Genomic DNA, 15,922 nt, shown 5'->3' on the forward strand with positions numbered 1-15,922 from the left:
CATGGCTCCGGCGAGGGACTGTCAGAAAAAATACCGCATTGCCGGTCGTTGTGGATGGCTCGGAAATGCAATGGGCCGCACGCGGCGGCCCATTGGTAAGGTGCGGATATTGCCTCAGGGGACCAGCTCGAAGCCCACGCCGAAGCGGTTCCAGGCGTTGATGGTGGCGATGGCCAGCGTCAGGTTGACGATCTCGACTTCGCTGAAGTGTTCGCGCAGGGCATCGAACTGATGTTGCGGCGCGTGGCGTTCGGGCAGCAATGTCAGACTCTCGACCCAGTCCAGGGCAGCACGCTCTCTCTCGCTGAAAAAGCGGGTTTCCTTCCAGACGCTCAGGGTCTGCAGGCGAGCTTCGGTTTCACCCGCCTTGCGTGCGTCATTGGCATGCTGGTTGACGCAGTAGGCGCAACCGTTGATCTGCGACGCGCGCAGGCGGATCAGCTCAAGCAGGGAATTCTCCAGGCCGGATTTGGCGAGGGCCTGCTCCAGGCCCAGCATGGCCTTGAAGACTTCGGGCGCTTGCTGCTTCCACTCGATTCGCATCTTGCTCTCTCCAGTCGGGACCCGCAGGTTGCGGGGATGGACGTAAGTTATCGTGCGGTCCGGTGCCGTCGAATAGCCAATTTGCGGGAAACCCGGCAGGCCAATGGGATGACCCCCGGTCAGGTGAAACGTCCCGGATTGCTCCCTGTGCTATATCCGGAAGTGAGCAAGGCATGCGCCGACCTTCAGTTGAACTTCATTCACGCCCGCCGGGCTGGCCGACTCCATGGCTCCGGGCATTCAACAAAGAGGTAGACCCCATGAGCACCCTGCAATGCGTTCACCGCAACCACACCGTAGTCGCTGACGTCTTCGAGCATCCGGGCATTCCGACGCCCTGGGCAGCCGGCTGCCACATCATCGCGCCTGACGGCCAGACCACGCGCCGCATTGCGCTTCCGGTCCGCTATTCCTTCCTGGCGGAACTCGGCAAGGCCCAGCAGGCATCATTGGCCCACGGCAGGTGGCTGGTGGATCAGTACCTGGATCAGGGCCGCGAACTTTTCGACACCGCCGCCTGAATTCATGTGGGGCAGGGAGGCCCCAGCCTGCCCATCAGGTACTGGCGCGATCAGGCCGCGCTGTCGAGAGGTTCGTGCTCGCGGCAGATCAGCTCGATGGCGGGGCGGCTCAGGGGTTCCCGGGTCAGTCCGCAGAAGGGCTCGCCGTCCCGCTGCTGGTGGAAGCGGCAGGTCTTGCACAGGCCGAAACCGGGCACGTCGACCTGGCGCTGCACAGTGCGCAGCAACTCTCCCAGTAGCCGCTCCAGTTGTGCCGCGTCCGCCCCCATTTCCGCCGCGGCGTCAGCCAGGAATGCCGGCGGCGTCACCGCAGCCAGCAACTCCCGCGCCGCAGGCGTCAACACCAGGTGCACGCTGCGCTTGTCGTTGAGGTCCTGACGCTTCTCGATCAGCCCCTTCGCTTCCAGTGCTTTCAGCGATTGCGACACGGTGCCCTTGGTCAGCCCGAGGTAGTCGGTCACCGCCAGCGGCGTATCTGAGTAGTGGTTGCAGCGCGCCAGGTACTCGAGCGCGCTGAGCTGCACCGGCTGCAGGTCGGCGAGCAGCGGGTGCTCGCGGTGCCAGATGCGCATCAGGCTGGTCAGTCTTTCGAACAGGTCGAATAGGGTGCTCATGTTCACCTCCGTCGATAGATAGTATCGAGTAAAAACTATATTGACAAAGGGGTGCCTCCGGGTAATCTGAATAACGTATCGATTCGATACCAAATCAACCAGGAGACTGAAGATGACTACCGCTCGTTACTACCACGCCGGCTGCCCGGTATGCGTTTCCGCTGAACAGACCCTGCTCAACCTGCTCGCCCCTGAGGTGAAGGTGGAAGTGGTGCACCTGGGCGAGGCCCCGGCCCGCGTCGCCGAAGCTGAAGCCGCCGGCGTGAAATCGGTTCCTGCCCTGGTGGTGGACGACCAGGTACTGCACATTAACTTTGGCGCCGCGATTGCGGACCTGAAGTAAGGAGGGCATCGAAATGCAGGTGAAAGTCTTCGATACCCATGTCCGTACCCGCGATGGCCGTTACCTGCACTTCGACGTGCTCACCGACGGCGGCGACAAGATCCAGGCTGGACGCTTCGCCGCCGAGTGGCTGGCCAGCCGGGGTGTGCAGGACGCCGACATCGCCGCCAGCGAATGCCTGTTCTGCCACAGCGAGATCGCCAGCCCGCAGGTGGCCGAAGCCATCGGCCAGTACGGCTACTCGATCATTCCACTGCAAGGTTGCTGAGGAGCTCGCGATGTATCAGCCCCTGGATTGCGACCTGCACGATTTCCTTGAAATCGCCTGTCTCTATCGCTACCTGGTGAAGGTGGAACTGGTGGACGGCGGCGGGTTCGAGGCCAGGGCGCTGACCACCCACACCAGCGCGGAGAAGGAAGAATTCTTCGTGCTGGAAGTGGAGGACGGACCCTGTTCAGTGCGCATGGACCGACTGCTGGCGATTACGCCGCTAGAGCCCGGAGCACGCTTCGGACGAATGGAACTGGCCGGGAAGGTGTGCGCGGCCTGACCGTCTGACTATTCCTGTGGGAGCGATTTCAATCGCGAATGAATTCGCTCCCACAAATGCCGCCAACGAATGGCTCCACAGCCCGTCCTTGCGCTAGCCTTCGCAGGCCAGCCGCAACAGGACCGCGACGTTGAACATCGATACCCGCATCAAATTCCGCCATCTGCTGTGCTTCCTCGAAGTGGCACGCCAGGGCAGCCTGGCTCGTGCTGCGGACCAGTTGGCGGTGAGTCAGCCGGCCATCTCCAAGACCCTGAAGGAGCTGGAAGAGGTCCTCGACGCCAGCCTGTTCGATCGCAGCAAGAGCGGCGTCAGCCTGACCGAGGCGGGCCTGGCCTTCATGCGCTATGCCGGCCCTTGCGTGCAGGCGCTGCGTGACGGGGTCAACAGCCTGCGCGAAGGCGAATATGCCGCCGGCACCGTGCGTCTTGGCGTGCTCTCCACGGTGGAAGGCCTGCTAGTGCCGGAAGTCGTGCGGCGTCTGCATCACAGTCATCCCTCGCTGGTGGTCAGTGTGCTGACCGGGCCGGGCGCTTACCTGCTGTCGCAGTTGCGGGTAGGCGAGCTGGATCTGGTGGTCGGACGCATGACCGACAACCCGGAAATTCATGGCCTGACCTTCGAACACCTGTACAGCGAATCCATGACCCTGGTTGTGCGCGCCGGCCACCCGTTGCTGGAAGAGGGCGCCGATCGCCGCTCGCTGGACGGATTCCCCCTGGTACTGCCTCTTGCCGGAACCACCATCCGCAAGCATGCCGACGGCTTCTTCGTGCAAAGCGGCATCAGCCCGCCGCGACAACGCCTGGAAACGCTTTCCCTGGCCCTGAGTCGACGCTATGTGTTGAACGGCGATGCGGTATGGATTGCTCCGCTGGATGCCGTGCGCCTGGACCTGGCGAGCGGAGAACTGGTGGAGCTGGACCTGGGGTTCAAGGAGCCCGGAGGCTCGGTCGGCATCTGCAGCAATGCGTCCTTGCCGCTTTCGCTGGCGGCACACTGGGCGGTGGAGACCCTGCGCGAGGTGGCGCTGGACTATCGCGAGGGGCGTCTTCCATAACCAAATGGTTATGGAAGGCCGGCAGGATTTCAATTTTCTGCCAGCCTCTGTTGGATGAGACTGTGCGTCACGGCCCACTGCCCTGTGTATCGATGGGCCGCCCGACAAATCCAATAAGAGGAAACCGTGATGTCCGATGCGGAAAATAGCCGCTTCGTCATTCGTGACCGAAACTGGCACCCGAAAGCCCTCACGCCCGACTACAAGACCTCCATCGCCCGGTCGCCGCGCCAGGCGCTGGTGAGCATTCCGCAGTCCGTTTCCGAGACCAGCGGCCCTGACTTCTCCCACTTGAAGATGGGTCAGCACGACAACGACCTGCTGCTCAACTTCAATAACGGCGGACTGCCAATCGGCGAGCGAATCATCGTTTCCGGACGGGTCGTGGACCAATACGGCAAGCCGGTTCCGCACACCCTGGTAGAAATGTGGCAGGCCAACGCCGGCGGCCGCTATCGCCACAAGAATGACCGCTACCTGGCGCCGCTCGATCCGAACTTCGGTGGTGTCGGCCGTGCGCTGACCGATCGCGACGGCTACTACCAGTTCCGCACCATCAAGCCGGGCCCGTATCCCTGGCGTAATGGCCCGAACGATTGGCGCCCCGCGCACATCCACTTCTCCATCAGCGGGCCGTCCATCTCTACCCGCCTGATTACCCAGCTGTATTTCGAGGGTGATCCGATGATCCCGATGTGCCCCATCGTCAAGAGCATCGCCAACCCCGACGCGGTAGAAACGCTGATCGCCAAGCTCGACATGAGCAACGCCATCCCGATGGATTGCCTGGCGTACCGCTTCGACATCGTCCTGCGCGGCCAGCGCAAGACCCACTTCGAAAACCGCTGAGGAGGCACGCGCATGCCTATCGAACTGCTGCCGGAAACCCCCTCGCAAACCGCCGGCCCCTACGTGCATATCGGCCTGGCCCTGGATGCGGCCGGCAACCCGACCCGCGACCAGGAAATCTGGAACCAGATGGCCAAGGCAGATGCTCCCGGCCAGCACATCCTGCTGCTCGGCAGTGTCTACGACGGCAACGGCCACCTGGTGCGCGACTCCTTCCTGGAGTTCTGGCAGGCCAACCATGAAGGGGTGTATGACACCGCCTTCGACCTGGAAAAGCCGTTTAACAGCTTCGGCCGCACCGCGACCACCTTCGACGCCGGCGAGTGGACCCTGCACACCATCAAGCCAGGCGTGGTGAAGAACGCCGCTGGCGTAGCCATGGCGCCGCACATCAACCTGTCGCTGTTCGCCCGTGGCATCAACATCCACTTGCAGACGCGCATCTACTTCGACGACGAAGCCAGCGCCAATGCCGTCGACCCGGTGTTGAACCTGATCGAGCAGCCACAACGCCGCGAAACCCTGGTGGCGCGTCGCTGCGAAGTGGACGGCAAACTGGCCTATCGCTTCGACATTCGTATCCAGGGAGAAGGGGAAACGGTCTTCTTTGACTTCTAGGGAGCGGGAACTCGCATTCGATGTGCCGGCCGAAGCCGTCGGCCAGCGCATCGGAAGGCATTTCGATGCACTGCTGGAAGCCCGTGGTTATCGGGCCGACACGGCGCAACGCACAGCCATTGCCCATCTTGGGCAATGGCTGGAGTCGTTCATGGCCGGAAAAAGGGGCTGGCTGCGACGTCCCGTCGCCGGCCTGTACCTCTGGGGTGGAGTAGGGCGCGGCAAGAGCTTCGTGATGGACGCCTTCTTTGCCGCCGCGCCGCTTTCCGCCAAGCGTCGCGTGCACTTCCACGCCTTCCTCCAGGAGTTGCAGGAGCGCATGCGTGCCTTCGCCGGCCAGGCCGATCCGCTGGCGCTGGCGGCCAGGGCACTTGCCGTGGATACACGGCTGCTCTGCTTCGACGAATTCCACGTCCACGACATCGGCGATGCCGTGCTCCTTGGGCGCCTGCTCAAGGTGCTGGTAGAGGAGGGGGTGGGCATGGTCTGCACCTCCAACTACGACCCCGACGGGCTTTGCCCGAACCCGCTGTACCGTGAACGTTTCCAACCGGCCATTGCGTTGATCGAAAAACGCTTCGAGGTACTCAATCTGGACGGCGGCGAAGACTATCGGCTGCGGCGTGGGGAGCTCGAAGCCTGGGGCACATACTGCTGGCCGCTGTCAGCCACCGATGAGCCCTGGATCGAGCGCCAGCTGGGGTTGAGCTCCGCCGCCGAGCGGGATGCGGTCGTGGTGGTCAACCACCATCCGCTGAGGCTGCGCGCCATGGACGCCGAGCGTGCCTGGCTGGACTTCGACGAGCTGTGCCGGCGCCCCCATTCCAGCGCCGATTTGCTATGGCTGAGCAGGCGCTTCCAGCAGCTCGCCATCAGCGGCGTACCTCGCCTGGGTGAGGAAGCCATCGACGTGCAGCAACGCTTCGTCAATCTGATCGACATCGCCTACGACGCCGGTACCCGGCTCCTGCTGGCCAGCGAAGCCAGTCTGGACGACTTGTGTCGGGGCAAACCCCATATGGACTTTTCCCGTACCCGCAGCCGGTTGCAGCAACTGAAGCCGATCCAGCCCGCGGACGGGACCTGCTGACCGAAGAGCCCCGAATGTTCCAGATACTTGGTATTACCGCGCCCATCTTCATCCTCATCGGCATCGGCTACCTGTCAGCCCGCGGACGGCTGGTCAGCCCGGAGCAGGTGCTGGGCATGGGCAAGTTCGTCATTACCTTCGCCCTGCCGGCCCTGGTCATACGGGCGCTGCTGGAGAAACCCCTGGACGAGGTGTTCGACGCGACCTACCTGCTGGCCTACGGCATCGGGTCCCAGGTGGTGTTCTGGGGTGGCTTCCTGTTTTCCCGGCTAGTGCGCAAGGACAGCCTCAGCGGCAGTGCCCTGGCAGGCCTTGGCATGTCGGTGTCCAACAGTGGCTTCATCGGTTATCCCATCGTGGCCATGGTCCTCGGTTCGCCGGCAGCGGTAGCTCTAGCCCTGGGGATGCTGGTGGAGAACCTGCTGATGATCCCGTTGGCACTGGCCCTGGCTGAACTGGGGCGACAGAACGGCAGCGGCTTGCGCGCAGCGCTGCTGGATACCTTCCTGCGCCTGCTGCGCAATCCGGTGATCATCTCCATCAGCATCGGCCTGGGATTGGCCCTGCTCGGGGTACGCCTGCCAAGCGTGCCGGCGAAAGTGGTGGAGATGCTGGCGATGGCCTCGGCGCCGGTTGCGCTCTTCGTCATCGGCGCCAGCCTCAACGGCCTCCGGGCCGGTGGCCTGATCAAGGATGTTGCCCAGCTCAGCATCGGCAAGCTGCTCCTTCACCCGCTGGTGGTCTTGCTCAGCTTTCAGTTGCTGCCACCGGTAGACCCTGTACTACGGATCGCGGGCGTACTTTTCGCGTGTTCGCCGATGATGAGCATTTACCCGATCCTCGGTCAGCGTTACGGGCTTGAAGGTCGCTGCGCCGCGGCATTGGTGGTCTGCACCATCCTCGCCTTTGTCAGCATCAGCAGCTTCATCGGTCTGTTGACTTGAGGTAACGGCTAAAGCCTGGGGGCTGCTTCGCCCCCACAAGTGGAGCTCGGCACTGACTATCCTCACTAGGTCATCCGCACGCGCGTGCGGCCAATCCTGACCAGAGGAGACAGCGATGAGCGAAAAATTGAGCGAGGAAGGCCTGGACCTGCTGTTCCGCAACGCACGAACCCATAGTGCCTGGCTGGAAAAGCCCGTGAGTGACGACACCCTGCGCCAGCTCTACGACCTGATGAAGTGGGGCCCGACCAGCGCCAATTGCTGTCCGGTGCGTATCCTCTTCCTGCGTACTCCCGAGGCCAAACATCGCCTGATGCCGGCCCTGGCACCAGGCAACGTGGACAAGACCATGGCGGCGCCGGTCACCGCCATCATTGCTTATGACCTGAAGTTCTACGAACAGCTGCCCAAGCTCTTCCCCCACACCGATGCACGCGCCTGGTTCGCCAACACGCCAGAGCTCGCCGGCCTCACCGCGCGGCGCAACAGCTCTCTGCAAGGCGCCTATTTCATCATCGCGGCGCGGGCCCTGGGCCTGGACTGTGGCCCCATGTCGGGATTCGACAATGCGCTGGTAGACCACGAGTTCTTACCCGCGGATGGTGCGGGGGATGCCTTCCAGCTGGAACACTTCGCGGACAGCCAGGTGAAGTCCAGTTTCCTGTGCAACCTGGGCTACGGCGATCCGTCGAAGCTGCATGCGCGCGGACCGCGCCTGGAATTCGATGAGGTGTGCAAGCTGTTGTAGGGATGGGACCACGGGAATTGTGGGGGTCGATTTCAATCGCCAGGCAGACCACAGGTCTGCCCTTGGCGAATGAAATCGACCCCACATGGCACGCCGGGGTGTTGACGTTTGCCGCGGTGGGGGAGTCCGGCTGCGCCTCATGAGCGAAGCCGATGCCGGGCGCCGAGGTACCTGATCAAACCGGGGCGCTGGTTGGCGGCGGCAAAAGTAAGAGCCGAAGGCATCAGGGTCAATTGCGATTATCGAACTTTGGTTCGATAATCGGCCGACTTGCCGCGACCGCGATCCACCAAGGACAACAAGAATGACCGAAGAACTGCGTGCCCCTCTGGCGCCCCTGGCCCCGCCGATCATCGCCTCGCCGGCCAAGCGCATCGAAGCCTTCACCGGCGATCCCAACTTCATGACCTCGCTGGCCCGGGGCCTGGCGGTGATCCATGCGTTCCAGGAACGTAAGCGTCACCTGACCATTGCCCAGATCAGTCACCGCACCGAGATTCCCCGCGCCGCCGTGCGCCGCTGCCTGCACACCCTGATGAAGCTGGGCTACGTCACGACCGACGGGCGCACCTACTCGCTACTGCCCAAGGTCCTGACCCTGGGCCATGCCTATCTGTCGTCGACCCCGCTGGCGGTAACCGCCCAGCCGATCCTCGACCGACTCAGCGATCAGCTCCACGAAGCCTGTTCCATGGCCACCCTGGAAGGCGACGAGATCCTCTATATCGCCCGCTCGGCCACGCCCAACCGACTGATCTCGGTGGACCTGAGCGTTGGCAGCCGGCTGCCAGCCTATTGCACCTCCATGGGTCGTATTCTCCTGGCCGCGCTGGATGACGCCGCCCTGGACGACTACCTCGAGCACGCCGACCTGCAGATCAAGACCAGCCGCACCGTGCATACCGTCGACGGGCTACGCGCCAGCATCGCGGAAATCCGCCGCCAGGGCTGGGTGATCATCGATCAGGAACTGGAAATGGGCTTGCGGTCTGTGGCGGTGCCGGTGCGCGATTCCGCCGGCCAGGTGCTCGCCGCATTGAACGTCGGCACCCACGTCGGCCGCGTCAGCCGCCAGGAACTGGAAACCCGCTTCCTCCCGGCGTTGCTGGAAGCGAGCAAGGACCTGAGCACGCGGTTGTTCCATTGAGTGGTGCGGTGATTTCAACTGTAGGGGCGATTTCAATCGCCAAGGGCTGCGACGCAGCCCCATGTTTCGACGGCAGACCTTCGGCCTGTTTGGCGAATGAGTTCGCCCCTCACAAGGGATTCATCGCTCCAGCCAATCTTTGTTCGACTATCGAACGCTTTGCCGATTATCGAATTGAACCCTCAGTCGTCTATTCGTAAGGTCTGCACAGCCGCGCCACCAGCCAGCGCGGCCAATAACAACAATGAGAGTCTGTTTCGGTCGTAGCCTGTATTACCGGAAACGCCCTCATTCCTGTCCAGTCCGAGTCTTCCCCGTCAGAGGCCGCATAGAACGGCCCGCATGCGGAGGAAGGCCAATCGCAGGAATCCTTGCATGACCAGCCCAGCCCATCTGCCCGCCACGGGCACGCTCGACGTTCAATCCTTCATCAACGCCCAGCCGCTATCCGCCTATCAATGGCGTGTCGTGCTGCTGTGTTTTCTCATCGTTTTCCTCGACGGCCTGGATACCGCCGCCATGGGCTTCATCGCTCCGGCGCTGACCCAGGACTGGGGTATCGACCGCGCCAGCCTCGGCCCTGTGATGAGCGCAGCGCTCATCGGCATGGTCTTCGGTGCCCTCGGTTCCGGTCCTATGGCCGACCGCTTCGGCCGCAAGGTGGTATTGGTGACCGCGGTGTTCCTGTTCGGGCTGTTCAGCCTGATCTCCGCCTTCAGCGCCAACCTCGAGCAACTGCTGATTCTTCGCTTCCTTACCGGCCTCGGCCTTGGCGCCGCCATGCCCAACGCCACGACGCTGCTGTCCGAATACACCCCCGAGCGCCTGAAGTCGCTGCTGGTCACCAGCATGTTCTGCGGCTTCAACCTCGGCATGGCCTCCGGTGGCTTCGTATCCGCCTCGATGATCCCGGCCTTTGGCTGGCACAGCCTGCTGCTGCTCGGCGGCATCCTGCCGCTGGCGCTGGCCGTGGTGCTGCTGATCTGGCTGCCGGAATCGGCGCGCTTCCTGGTCGTGCGCAACAAGGGCACGGACAAGATACGCAAGACACTCGCCCCCATTGCGCCGGCTGAAGTGGCGACTGCCACCGGCTTCAGCGTGCCGGAACAGAAGACCGTGCAGAGCCGCAACGTCTTCAAGGTGATCTTCTCCGGCACCTACAGCGCGGGAACCCTGCTGCTCTGGCTGACCTATTTCATGGGCCTGGTGATCGTTTACCTGCTCACCAGCTGGCTGCCCACCCTGATGCGCGACAGCGGTGCCAGCATGGAGCAGGCCGCGTTCATCGGCGCGTTGTTCCAGTTCGGCGGCGTACTCAGCGCCGTCGGCGTAGGCTGGGCCATGGACCGTTTCAACCCACACAAGGTCATTGGCGTGTTCTACCTGATGGCCGGTGTCTTCGCTTATTTTGTCGGTCAGAGCCTGGGTGAAGTGACCCTGCTGGCCACTCTGGTGCTGCTGGCCGGCATGTGCGTCAACGGCGCGCAATCGGCCATGCCGTCCCTGGCGGCGCGCTTCTACCCGACCCAGGGTCGTGCCACAGGCGTGTCCTGGATGCTCGGCATCGGCCGCTTCGGTGCCATTCTCGGAGCCTGGATCGGCGCGACCCTGCTGGGCCTGGGCTGGAACTTCGAACAAGTGCTGACCGCGCTGGTGGTGCCTGCTGCCATCGCAACCACAGCCGTGGTGATAAAGGGGCTCGTGAGCCACGCCGACGCTACATGACGTCCGGCGATTGATTCGTAACCGTTTATCTCCATTGAGGGCGTGTAGGAAAAGGCTCACATAGAATCGCGTAATGATGATCGCGGGCGCTTGCCAACCGGCATGACGCCCGCGACTTACAACAACTAGAAAGAGTGCCTGTGATGGATAGTCGCCTGCTGAGTGAACGCAGTAAGGTGTTCGAGCGTGCGGACCCCTATGCCGTGTCCGGATATGTGAACCAGCATGTCGGCTCGCACTGCATTCGCCTGCCCGCCGCGGGCCATCCCGAGGCCAGCCTCAACCACCGCAAGTTCGCCAATCTCGATTTGTGCCGCATCAGCTACGGCGGTGCCGTGCGCGTCACCTCACCGGCGCTGGAAACCATCTACCACCTGCAGATACTGCTCAGCGGCCATTGCCTGTGGCGCGGTCACAAGCAGGAGCACTACCTGGCGCCGGGCGAGTTGCTATTGATCAATCCCGACGACCCGGTGGACCTGACCTACTCGGACGATTGCGAGAAGTTCATCCTGAAGATGCCCACCACACTGCTGGAAAGCATCTGCGATGAGCAGCGTTGGCACCGTCCCAGTCTTGGCGTGCGCTTCCTGCAGAACAACTACCGGCTCGAAGAGCTGGAAGGCTTCGTCAACCTGCTGGCGATGGTCTGCCAGGAGGCCGAAGCCAGCGACGCGCTGCCAAGGGTGCAGGAGCATTACGCGCAGATCGTCGCGAGCAAGATGCTCAGCCTGATGAAGACCAACGTCAGCCGCGAGAGCCTGGGCTGCCAGGAGGCTTCCTTCGATCGCATCCTGGCCTATATCGAGCACAACCTGAAACAGGACATCAGCAGCGAATTCCTCGCCCGCCAGGCCAGCATGAGCCTGCGCTCCCTCTACGCGCTGTTCGAGCGCCACCTGGGCACCACGCCCAAGCACTACATCCGCCAGAAGAAGCTGGAGCGCATCCGCGCCTGCCTGGCCGACCCCAGCTGCAACGTACGCAACGTCACCGAGCTGGCGCTGGACTACGGCTTCCTGCACCTGGGGCGCTTCTCCGAGAGCTACAAGAGCCTGTTCGGCGAACTGCCGTCGGATACGCTGAAGCGGCGCGGGCTCTGATCCCACCTGCTTTCCTCCTTGTGGGAGCGAATTCATTCGCGATCGGGCCCTCAGCGGCGACGACAACGGCAATGCTGCACGTTGCCTTCGCGAATGAATTCGCTCCTACAGGCGTTCACCACCGCTTTGCAAAAAACGGATAGCGATCTGCACAAAGCGGATATTGCCGTTTGCCCCGCATCCCTAACCTGACCTGGCCTGAACAATAACAACGGAGGCCCTGGCCATGTCCCTGGGATTCGATTTCCTGCACTCGCTGCTTGAGGATGACAAAGAGAAGGGCGTCTACCGCTGCAAGCGGGAGATGTTCACCGACCCGCGTCTGTTCGAACTGGAAATGAAACATATCTTCGAAGGTAACTGGATCTATCTCGCCCACGAGAGCCAGATTCCCGAGAAGAACGACTACCTCACCCTCAACATGGGGCGCCAGCCGATCTTCATCGCGCGCAACAAGGACGGGGTACTCAACGCTTTCCTCAACGCCTGCAGCCATCGCGGTGCACAGCTGTGCCGGCACAAGAGCGGCAACCGTTCCTCCTATACCTGCCCGTTCCATGGCTGGACGTTCAACAACTCCGGCAAGCTGCTGAAAGTGAAGGACCCGGCCGAAGCCGGCTATCCGTCCAGCTTCAACTGCGAGGGCTCCCACGACCTGACGAAAGTGGCTCGCTTCGAGTCTTATCGCGGCTTCCTCTTCGGCAGCCTGAATGCCGACGTGAAACCCCTGGTCGAGCATCTCGGCGAGTCCGCCAAGATCATCGACATGATCGTCGACCAGTCCCCCGAGGGCCTGGAAGTCCTGCGCGGATCAAGCAGCTACATCTACGAGGGCAACTGGAAGCTGACCGCCGAGAACGGCGCCGACGGCTACCACGTGAGCTCCGTGCACTGGAACTACGCCGCCACCCAGAACCAGCGCAAGCAGCGCGAAGCGGGCGAAGAAATCAAGACCATGAGTGCTGGCAGCTGGGCCAAGAACGGCGGCGGCTTCTACTCCTTCGACCACGGCCACCTGCTGCTCTGGACCCGCTGGGCCAACCCCGAAGATCGTCCGCTCTACGAGCGCCGCGATGAACTCGTCCAGGACTTCGGCAAGGCTCGTGCCGACTGGATGATCGAGAACTCCCGTAACCTCTGCCTGTACCCGAACGTGTACCTGATGGACCAGTTCAGCTCGCAGATCCGTATCGCCCGGCCGATTTCCGTCAACCAGACCGAGATCACCATCTACTGCATCGCGCCGAAAGGCGAGAGTCCGGACGCCCGCGCCAAGCGCATCCGCCAGTACGAAGACTTCTTCAACGTCAGCGGCATGGCCACCCCGGACGACCTCGAGGAATTCCGCTCCTGTCAGCTGGGCTATCAGGGCAGCCGTGGCTGGAACGACATGTCCCGTGGTGCCGAGCACTGGGTCGAAGGCGCCGATGCCGCCGCCCAGGAAATCGACCTGCACCCGTTGCTTTCCGGCGTACGCACCGAAGACGAAGGCCTGTTCGTGCTGCAGCACAAGTACTGGCAGGAGACCATGCTCAAGGCCGCCGCGGCCGAGCAGCAACTGATCCCCGTGGAGGCCGTGCAATGAGCATCTCTTACGACGCCGTGCGCGACTTCCTCTATCGCGAAGCGCGCTACCTGGACGACAAGGACTGGGACAACTGGCTGGAGCTGTACGCCAGCGACGCCAGTTTCTGGATGCCTTCCTGGGACGATCGCGACGAGCTGACCATCGATCCGCAGACTGAAATCTCGCTGATCTGGTACGGCAGCCGCGGCGGCCTGGAAGACCGCGTCTTCCGCATCAAGACCGACCGTTCCAGCGCGACCATGCCGGACACTCGCACCTCCCACAACATCAGCAACATCGAGATCCTCGAAGTGGCCGACGGGCAGTGCAAGGTGCGTTTCAACTGGCACACCCTGAGCTTCCGCTACAAGACCGTGGACAGCTACTTCGGCACCAGCTTCTACACCCTCGACGTGCGCGGCGAGAGCCCGCTGATCAAGGCGAAGAAGGTCGTTCTCAAGAATGACTACGTTCGCCAAGTGATCGACATCTACCACATCTGAGGGCACGGTCATGACTCACAAAATCGCACTGACTTTCGAAGACGGCGTCACCCGTTTCATCGACGCCACCCCGAGCGAAACCGTGGCCGATGCGGCCTATCGCCAGGGCATCAATATCCCGCTGGACTGCCGCGACGGCGCCTGCGGCACCTGCAAGTGCTTCGCTGAAGCCGGCCGCTACGACCTGGGCCAGGACTACATCGAGGACGCCCTTAGCGAGGACGAAGCCGCACAGGGCTACGTGCTCACCTGCCAGATGCGCGCCGAGAGCGACTGCGTGGTGCGCGTACCTGCGTCCTCCGACGTCTGCAAGACCCAGCAGGCCAGCTTCGAGGCCAGCATCATTGCGGTCCGCCAGCTGTCCGACAGCACCATCGCGTTGTCCATCAAGGGCGAGTCCCTGAGCAAGCTGGCCTTCCTGCCGGGCCAGTACGTCAACCTGCAAGTGCCGGGCAGCGAACAGACCCGCGCCTACTCCTTCAGCTCCTTGCAGAAGGACGGTGAAGTCAGTTTCCTGATCCGCAATGTCCCCGGCGGCCTGATGAGCAGCTTCCTCACCGGCCTGGCCAAGGCTGGCGACAGCATGTCCCTGGCCGGCCCGCTTGGCAGCTTCTACCTGCGTGACATCCGTCGTCCTCTGCTGCTGCTTGCTGGCGGTACCGGCCTTGCGCCCTTCACCGCGATGCTGGAGAAAATTGCGGAAGAGGGCAGCGAGCACCCGCTGCACCTGATCTATGGCGTGACCCACGACCACGACCTGGTCGAGATGGACAAGCTGGAAGCCTTCGCCGCGCGCATCCCCAACTTCACCTTCAGCGCTTGCGTGGCCAGTCCGGACAGCAGCTATCCGCAGAAGGGCTACGTGACCCAGCACATCGCGCCCAAGCACCTCAACGACGGCGACGTGGATGTCTACCTGTGTGGCCCGCCGCCCATGGTCGAGGCGGTCAGCCAGTACATCCGCGAGCAGGGCATTTCGCCGGCGAACTTCTACTACGAGAAGTTCGCCGCCAGCGCGGCTTGAAGCGCCCCTCTCCCGCTTGCGGGAGAGGGGCCGGGGGAGAGGGCCGTTCAGCTGACTCGGACGTCACCCTCTCCCCAACCCTCTCCCTGAAGGGAGAGGGGGCTGATCCGTATCCCGGATCGAATCCGCGATACCAGAACCCAATTGCAGGGGCTGCCATGTACAAGAGATTCCAAGACAAAGTCGCGGTAGTTACTGGCGCGGCGCAGGGCATCGGTCGTCGCGTTGTCGAGCGGCTGGTGGAAGAGGGCGCGCACGTCGTTGCCGTGGATCGCTCTGAACTGGTCTTCGAGCTGCAGGACGAACTGAGTGCCGCCGCCTCGATGCTGGCGCTCACCGCCGACCTGGAACAGTTCACCGAGTGCCACCGTGTAGCTGCCGCCGCGGTGGAGCGCTTCGGCCGCCTGGACATCCTGATCAACAACGTGGGCGGGACCATCTGGGCCAAGCCCTACGAGCATTACCAGCAGCACGAGATCGAGGCCGAAGTGCGTCGCTCGCTGTTCCCCACGCTCTGGTGCTGTCACGCCGCGCTGCCTTACATGCTGGAGCAGGGCGCGGGCGCCATCGTCAACGTGTCCTCCATCGCCACCCGTGGGGTGAATCGCGTCCCCTACGGCGCCGCCAAGGGCGGAGTGAACGCCCTGACTGCCTGCCTCGCCTTCGAGAACGCCGAGCGCGGTATCCGCGTCAACGCCACCGCGCCGGGTGGTACCGAAGCGCCGCCGCGTCGCATCCCGCGCAACACGGCCCAGCAGAGCGAACAGGAGAAGGTCTGGTACCAGCAGATCGTCGACCAGACGATCGACAGCAGTCTGATGAAGCGCTACGGCACCATCGACGAACAGGCCGGCGCCATCCTCTTCCTGGCCTCCGACGACGCCTCCTACATCACCGGCGTGACCCTGCCGGTGGGCGGAGGTGACCTGGGATAACAGCCAGTGGGAGCGAATTCATTCGCGAATGAACTCG

The 15,922-nt window shown here is 63.0% G+C and carries 19 protein-coding genes; 17 read left to right on the forward strand and 2 right to left on the reverse strand.

Going from position 1 to position 15,922, the window contains the following annotated elements; translation table 11 throughout:
• Nucleotides 1-114: 114 nt before the first annotated feature.
• On the reverse strand, nt 115-543 hold the full coding sequence (locus D6Z43_RS05520) for a carboxymuconolactone decarboxylase family protein (protein ID WP_120650990.1): 429 nt from the start codon (nt 541-543) through the stop codon (nt 115-117).
• Between the two features lie 260 nt (nt 544-803).
• On the opposite strand from D6Z43_RS05520, the gene D6Z43_RS05525 reads away from it, so the two are divergent.
• Entirely contained in the window at nt 804-1,064 is a 261-nt protein-coding gene (locus D6Z43_RS05525) for a hypothetical protein (RefSeq protein ID WP_120650991.1), read from the forward strand.
• Between the two features lie 50 nt (nt 1,065-1,114).
• On the opposite strand, the gene D6Z43_RS05530 is transcribed toward D6Z43_RS05525, so the two are convergent.
• Nucleotides 1,115-1,678 (reverse strand): MarR family winged helix-turn-helix transcriptional regulator, encoded by a 564-nt coding sequence (locus D6Z43_RS05530; RefSeq protein ID WP_120650992.1) that lies wholly within the window; start codon nt 1,676-1,678, stop codon nt 1,115-1,117.
• A 112-nt stretch (nt 1,679-1,790) separates the two neighbouring features.
• On the opposite strand from D6Z43_RS05530, the gene D6Z43_RS05535 reads away from it, so the two are divergent.
• The 16 genes from D6Z43_RS05535 to D6Z43_RS05610 all read left to right on the forward strand — a co-directional run bounded on the left by D6Z43_RS05535 (nt 1,791) and on the right by D6Z43_RS05610 (nt 15,885).
• The gene (locus tag D6Z43_RS05535) at nt 1,791-2,021 is read left to right on the forward strand and encodes a glutaredoxin domain-containing protein (RefSeq protein WP_120650993.1); all 231 of its coding nucleotides are present in this window, start codon (nt 1,791-1,793) and stop codon (nt 2,019-2,021) included.
• A 13-nt stretch (nt 2,022-2,034) separates the two neighbouring features.
• Entirely contained in the window at nt 2,035-2,289 is a 255-nt protein-coding gene (locus D6Z43_RS05540) for a DUF2024 family protein (protein ID WP_120650994.1), read from the forward strand.
• A 10-nt stretch (nt 2,290-2,299) separates the two neighbouring features.
• Nucleotides 2,300-2,572, forward strand: coding sequence for a Rho-binding antiterminator (locus tag D6Z43_RS05545; protein WP_120650995.1), 273 nt, complete (start codon nt 2,300-2,302; stop codon nt 2,570-2,572).
• Nucleotides 2,573-2,702: 130 nt separating this feature from the next.
• Nucleotides 2,703-3,632, forward strand: coding sequence for a pca operon transcription factor PcaQ (pcaQ, locus tag D6Z43_RS05550; RefSeq protein WP_120650996.1), 930 nt, complete (start codon nt 2,703-2,705; stop codon nt 3,630-3,632).
• Nucleotides 3,633-3,761: 129 nt separating this feature from the next.
• Nucleotides 3,762-4,481, forward strand: coding sequence for a protocatechuate 3,4-dioxygenase subunit beta (gene pcaH / locus D6Z43_RS05555; protein WP_120650997.1), 720 nt, complete (start codon nt 3,762-3,764; stop codon nt 4,479-4,481).
• Between the two features lie 12 nt (nt 4,482-4,493).
• Nucleotides 4,494-5,099 carry a protocatechuate 3,4-dioxygenase subunit alpha gene (gene pcaG / locus D6Z43_RS05560; protein WP_120650998.1) on the forward strand — a complete coding sequence of 202 codons (606 nt, stop codon included), beginning with the start codon at nt 4,494-4,496 and terminating at the stop codon, nt 5,097-5,099.
• Between the two features lie 22 nt (nt 5,100-5,121).
• Nucleotides 5,122-6,189 (forward strand): cell division protein ZapE, encoded by a 1,068-nt coding sequence (gene zapE / locus D6Z43_RS05565; protein WP_162945811.1) that lies wholly within the window; start codon nt 5,122-5,124, stop codon nt 6,187-6,189.
• 14 nt (nt 6,190-6,203) lie between these two features.
• On the forward strand, nt 6,204-7,133 hold the full coding sequence (locus D6Z43_RS05570; protein WP_120651000.1) for an AEC family transporter: 930 nt from the start codon (nt 6,204-6,206) through the stop codon (nt 7,131-7,133).
• A 115-nt stretch (nt 7,134-7,248) separates the two neighbouring features.
• Complete coding sequence (locus D6Z43_RS05575) at nt 7,249-7,881, forward strand: malonic semialdehyde reductase (protein WP_120651001.1); 633 nt, start codon at nt 7,249-7,251, stop codon at nt 7,879-7,881.
• A gap of 304 nt (nt 7,882-8,185) precedes the next feature.
• Entirely contained in the window at nt 8,186-9,028 is an 843-nt protein-coding gene (locus D6Z43_RS05580; protein WP_120651002.1) for an IclR family transcriptional regulator C-terminal domain-containing protein, read from the forward strand.
• 375 nt (nt 9,029-9,403) lie between these two features.
• The gene (locus D6Z43_RS05585) at nt 9,404-10,753 is read left to right on the forward strand and encodes an MFS transporter (protein ID WP_120651003.1); all 1,350 of its coding nucleotides are present in this window, start codon (nt 9,404-9,406) and stop codon (nt 10,751-10,753) included.
• Between the two features lie 140 nt (nt 10,754-10,893).
• Nucleotides 10,894-11,856 (forward strand): AraC family transcriptional regulator, encoded by a 963-nt coding sequence (locus D6Z43_RS05590; RefSeq protein ID WP_120651004.1) that lies wholly within the window; start codon nt 10,894-10,896, stop codon nt 11,854-11,856.
• Nucleotides 11,857-12,082: 226 nt separating this feature from the next.
• Nucleotides 12,083-13,441 (forward strand): benzoate 1,2-dioxygenase large subunit, encoded by a 1,359-nt coding sequence (gene benA, locus D6Z43_RS05595; RefSeq protein WP_120651005.1) that lies wholly within the window; start codon nt 12,083-12,085, stop codon nt 13,439-13,441.
• A complete protein-coding gene (benB, locus tag D6Z43_RS05600; RefSeq protein WP_120651006.1) occupies nt 13,438-13,926 on the forward strand; it encodes a benzoate 1,2-dioxygenase small subunit in 489 nt (162 codons plus the stop codon). Before benA ends, benB begins: the two co-directional genes overlap by 4 nt.
• Nucleotides 13,927-13,936: 10 nt before the next feature.
• Entirely contained in the window at nt 13,937-14,950 is a 1,014-nt protein-coding gene (gene benC / locus D6Z43_RS05605) for a benzoate 1,2-dioxygenase electron transfer component BenC (protein ID WP_120651007.1), read from the forward strand.
• A 158-nt stretch (nt 14,951-15,108) separates the two neighbouring features.
• Nucleotides 15,109-15,885 (forward strand): 1,6-dihydroxycyclohexa-2,4-diene-1-carboxylate dehydrogenase, encoded by a 777-nt coding sequence (locus tag D6Z43_RS05610; RefSeq protein ID WP_120651008.1) that lies wholly within the window; start codon nt 15,109-15,111, stop codon nt 15,883-15,885.
• Nucleotides 15,886-15,922: the final 37 nt, after the last annotated feature.

It is taken from the genome of Pseudomonas sp. DY-1 (assembly GCF_003626975.1).
Classification (GTDB): Bacteria; Pseudomonadota; Gammaproteobacteria; order Pseudomonadales; family Pseudomonadaceae; genus Metapseudomonas.

Bases quoted from the DNA above. Each gene is read 5' to 3' on its own strand.
- D6Z43_RS05520 (WP_120650990.1), bottom strand. From the start codon at position 543: ATGCGAATCGAGTGGAAGCAGCAAGCGCCCGAAGTCTTCAAGGCCATG.
- D6Z43_RS05525 (WP_120650991.1), top strand. From the start codon at position 804: ATGAGCACCCTGCAATGCGTTCACCGCAACCACACCGTAGTCGCTGAC.
- D6Z43_RS05530 (WP_120650992.1), bottom strand. From the start codon at position 1,678: ATGAGCACCCTATTCGACCTGTTCGAAAGACTGACCAGCCTGATGCGC.
- D6Z43_RS05535 (WP_120650993.1), top strand. From the start codon at position 1,791: ATGACTACCGCTCGTTACTACCACGCCGGCTGCCCGGTATGCGTTTCC.
- D6Z43_RS05540 (WP_120650994.1), top strand. From the start codon at position 2,035: ATGCAGGTGAAAGTCTTCGATACCCATGTCCGTACCCGCGATGGCCGT.
- D6Z43_RS05545 (WP_120650995.1), top strand. From the start codon at position 2,300: ATGTATCAGCCCCTGGATTGCGACCTGCACGATTTCCTTGAAATCGCC.
- pcaH (WP_120650997.1), top strand. From the start codon at position 3,762: ATGTCCGATGCGGAAAATAGCCGCTTCGTCATTCGTGACCGAAACTGG.
- pcaG (WP_120650998.1), top strand. From the start codon at position 4,494: ATGCCTATCGAACTGCTGCCGGAAACCCCCTCGCAAACCGCCGGCCCC.
- D6Z43_RS05570 (WP_120651000.1), top strand. From the start codon at position 6,204: ATGTTCCAGATACTTGGTATTACCGCGCCCATCTTCATCCTCATCGGC.
- D6Z43_RS05575 (WP_120651001.1), top strand. From the start codon at position 7,249: ATGAGCGAAAAATTGAGCGAGGAAGGCCTGGACCTGCTGTTCCGCAAC.
- D6Z43_RS05580 (WP_120651002.1), top strand. From the start codon at position 8,186: ATGACCGAAGAACTGCGTGCCCCTCTGGCGCCCCTGGCCCCGCCGATC.
- D6Z43_RS05585 (WP_120651003.1), top strand. From the start codon at position 9,404: ATGACCAGCCCAGCCCATCTGCCCGCCACGGGCACGCTCGACGTTCAA.
- benA (WP_120651005.1), top strand. From the start codon at position 12,083: ATGTCCCTGGGATTCGATTTCCTGCACTCGCTGCTTGAGGATGACAAA.
- benB (WP_120651006.1), top strand. From the start codon at position 13,438: ATGAGCATCTCTTACGACGCCGTGCGCGACTTCCTCTATCGCGAAGCG.
- benC (WP_120651007.1), top strand. From the start codon at position 13,937: ATGACTCACAAAATCGCACTGACTTTCGAAGACGGCGTCACCCGTTTC.
- D6Z43_RS05610 (WP_120651008.1), top strand. From the start codon at position 15,109: ATGTACAAGAGATTCCAAGACAAAGTCGCGGTAGTTACTGGCGCGGCG.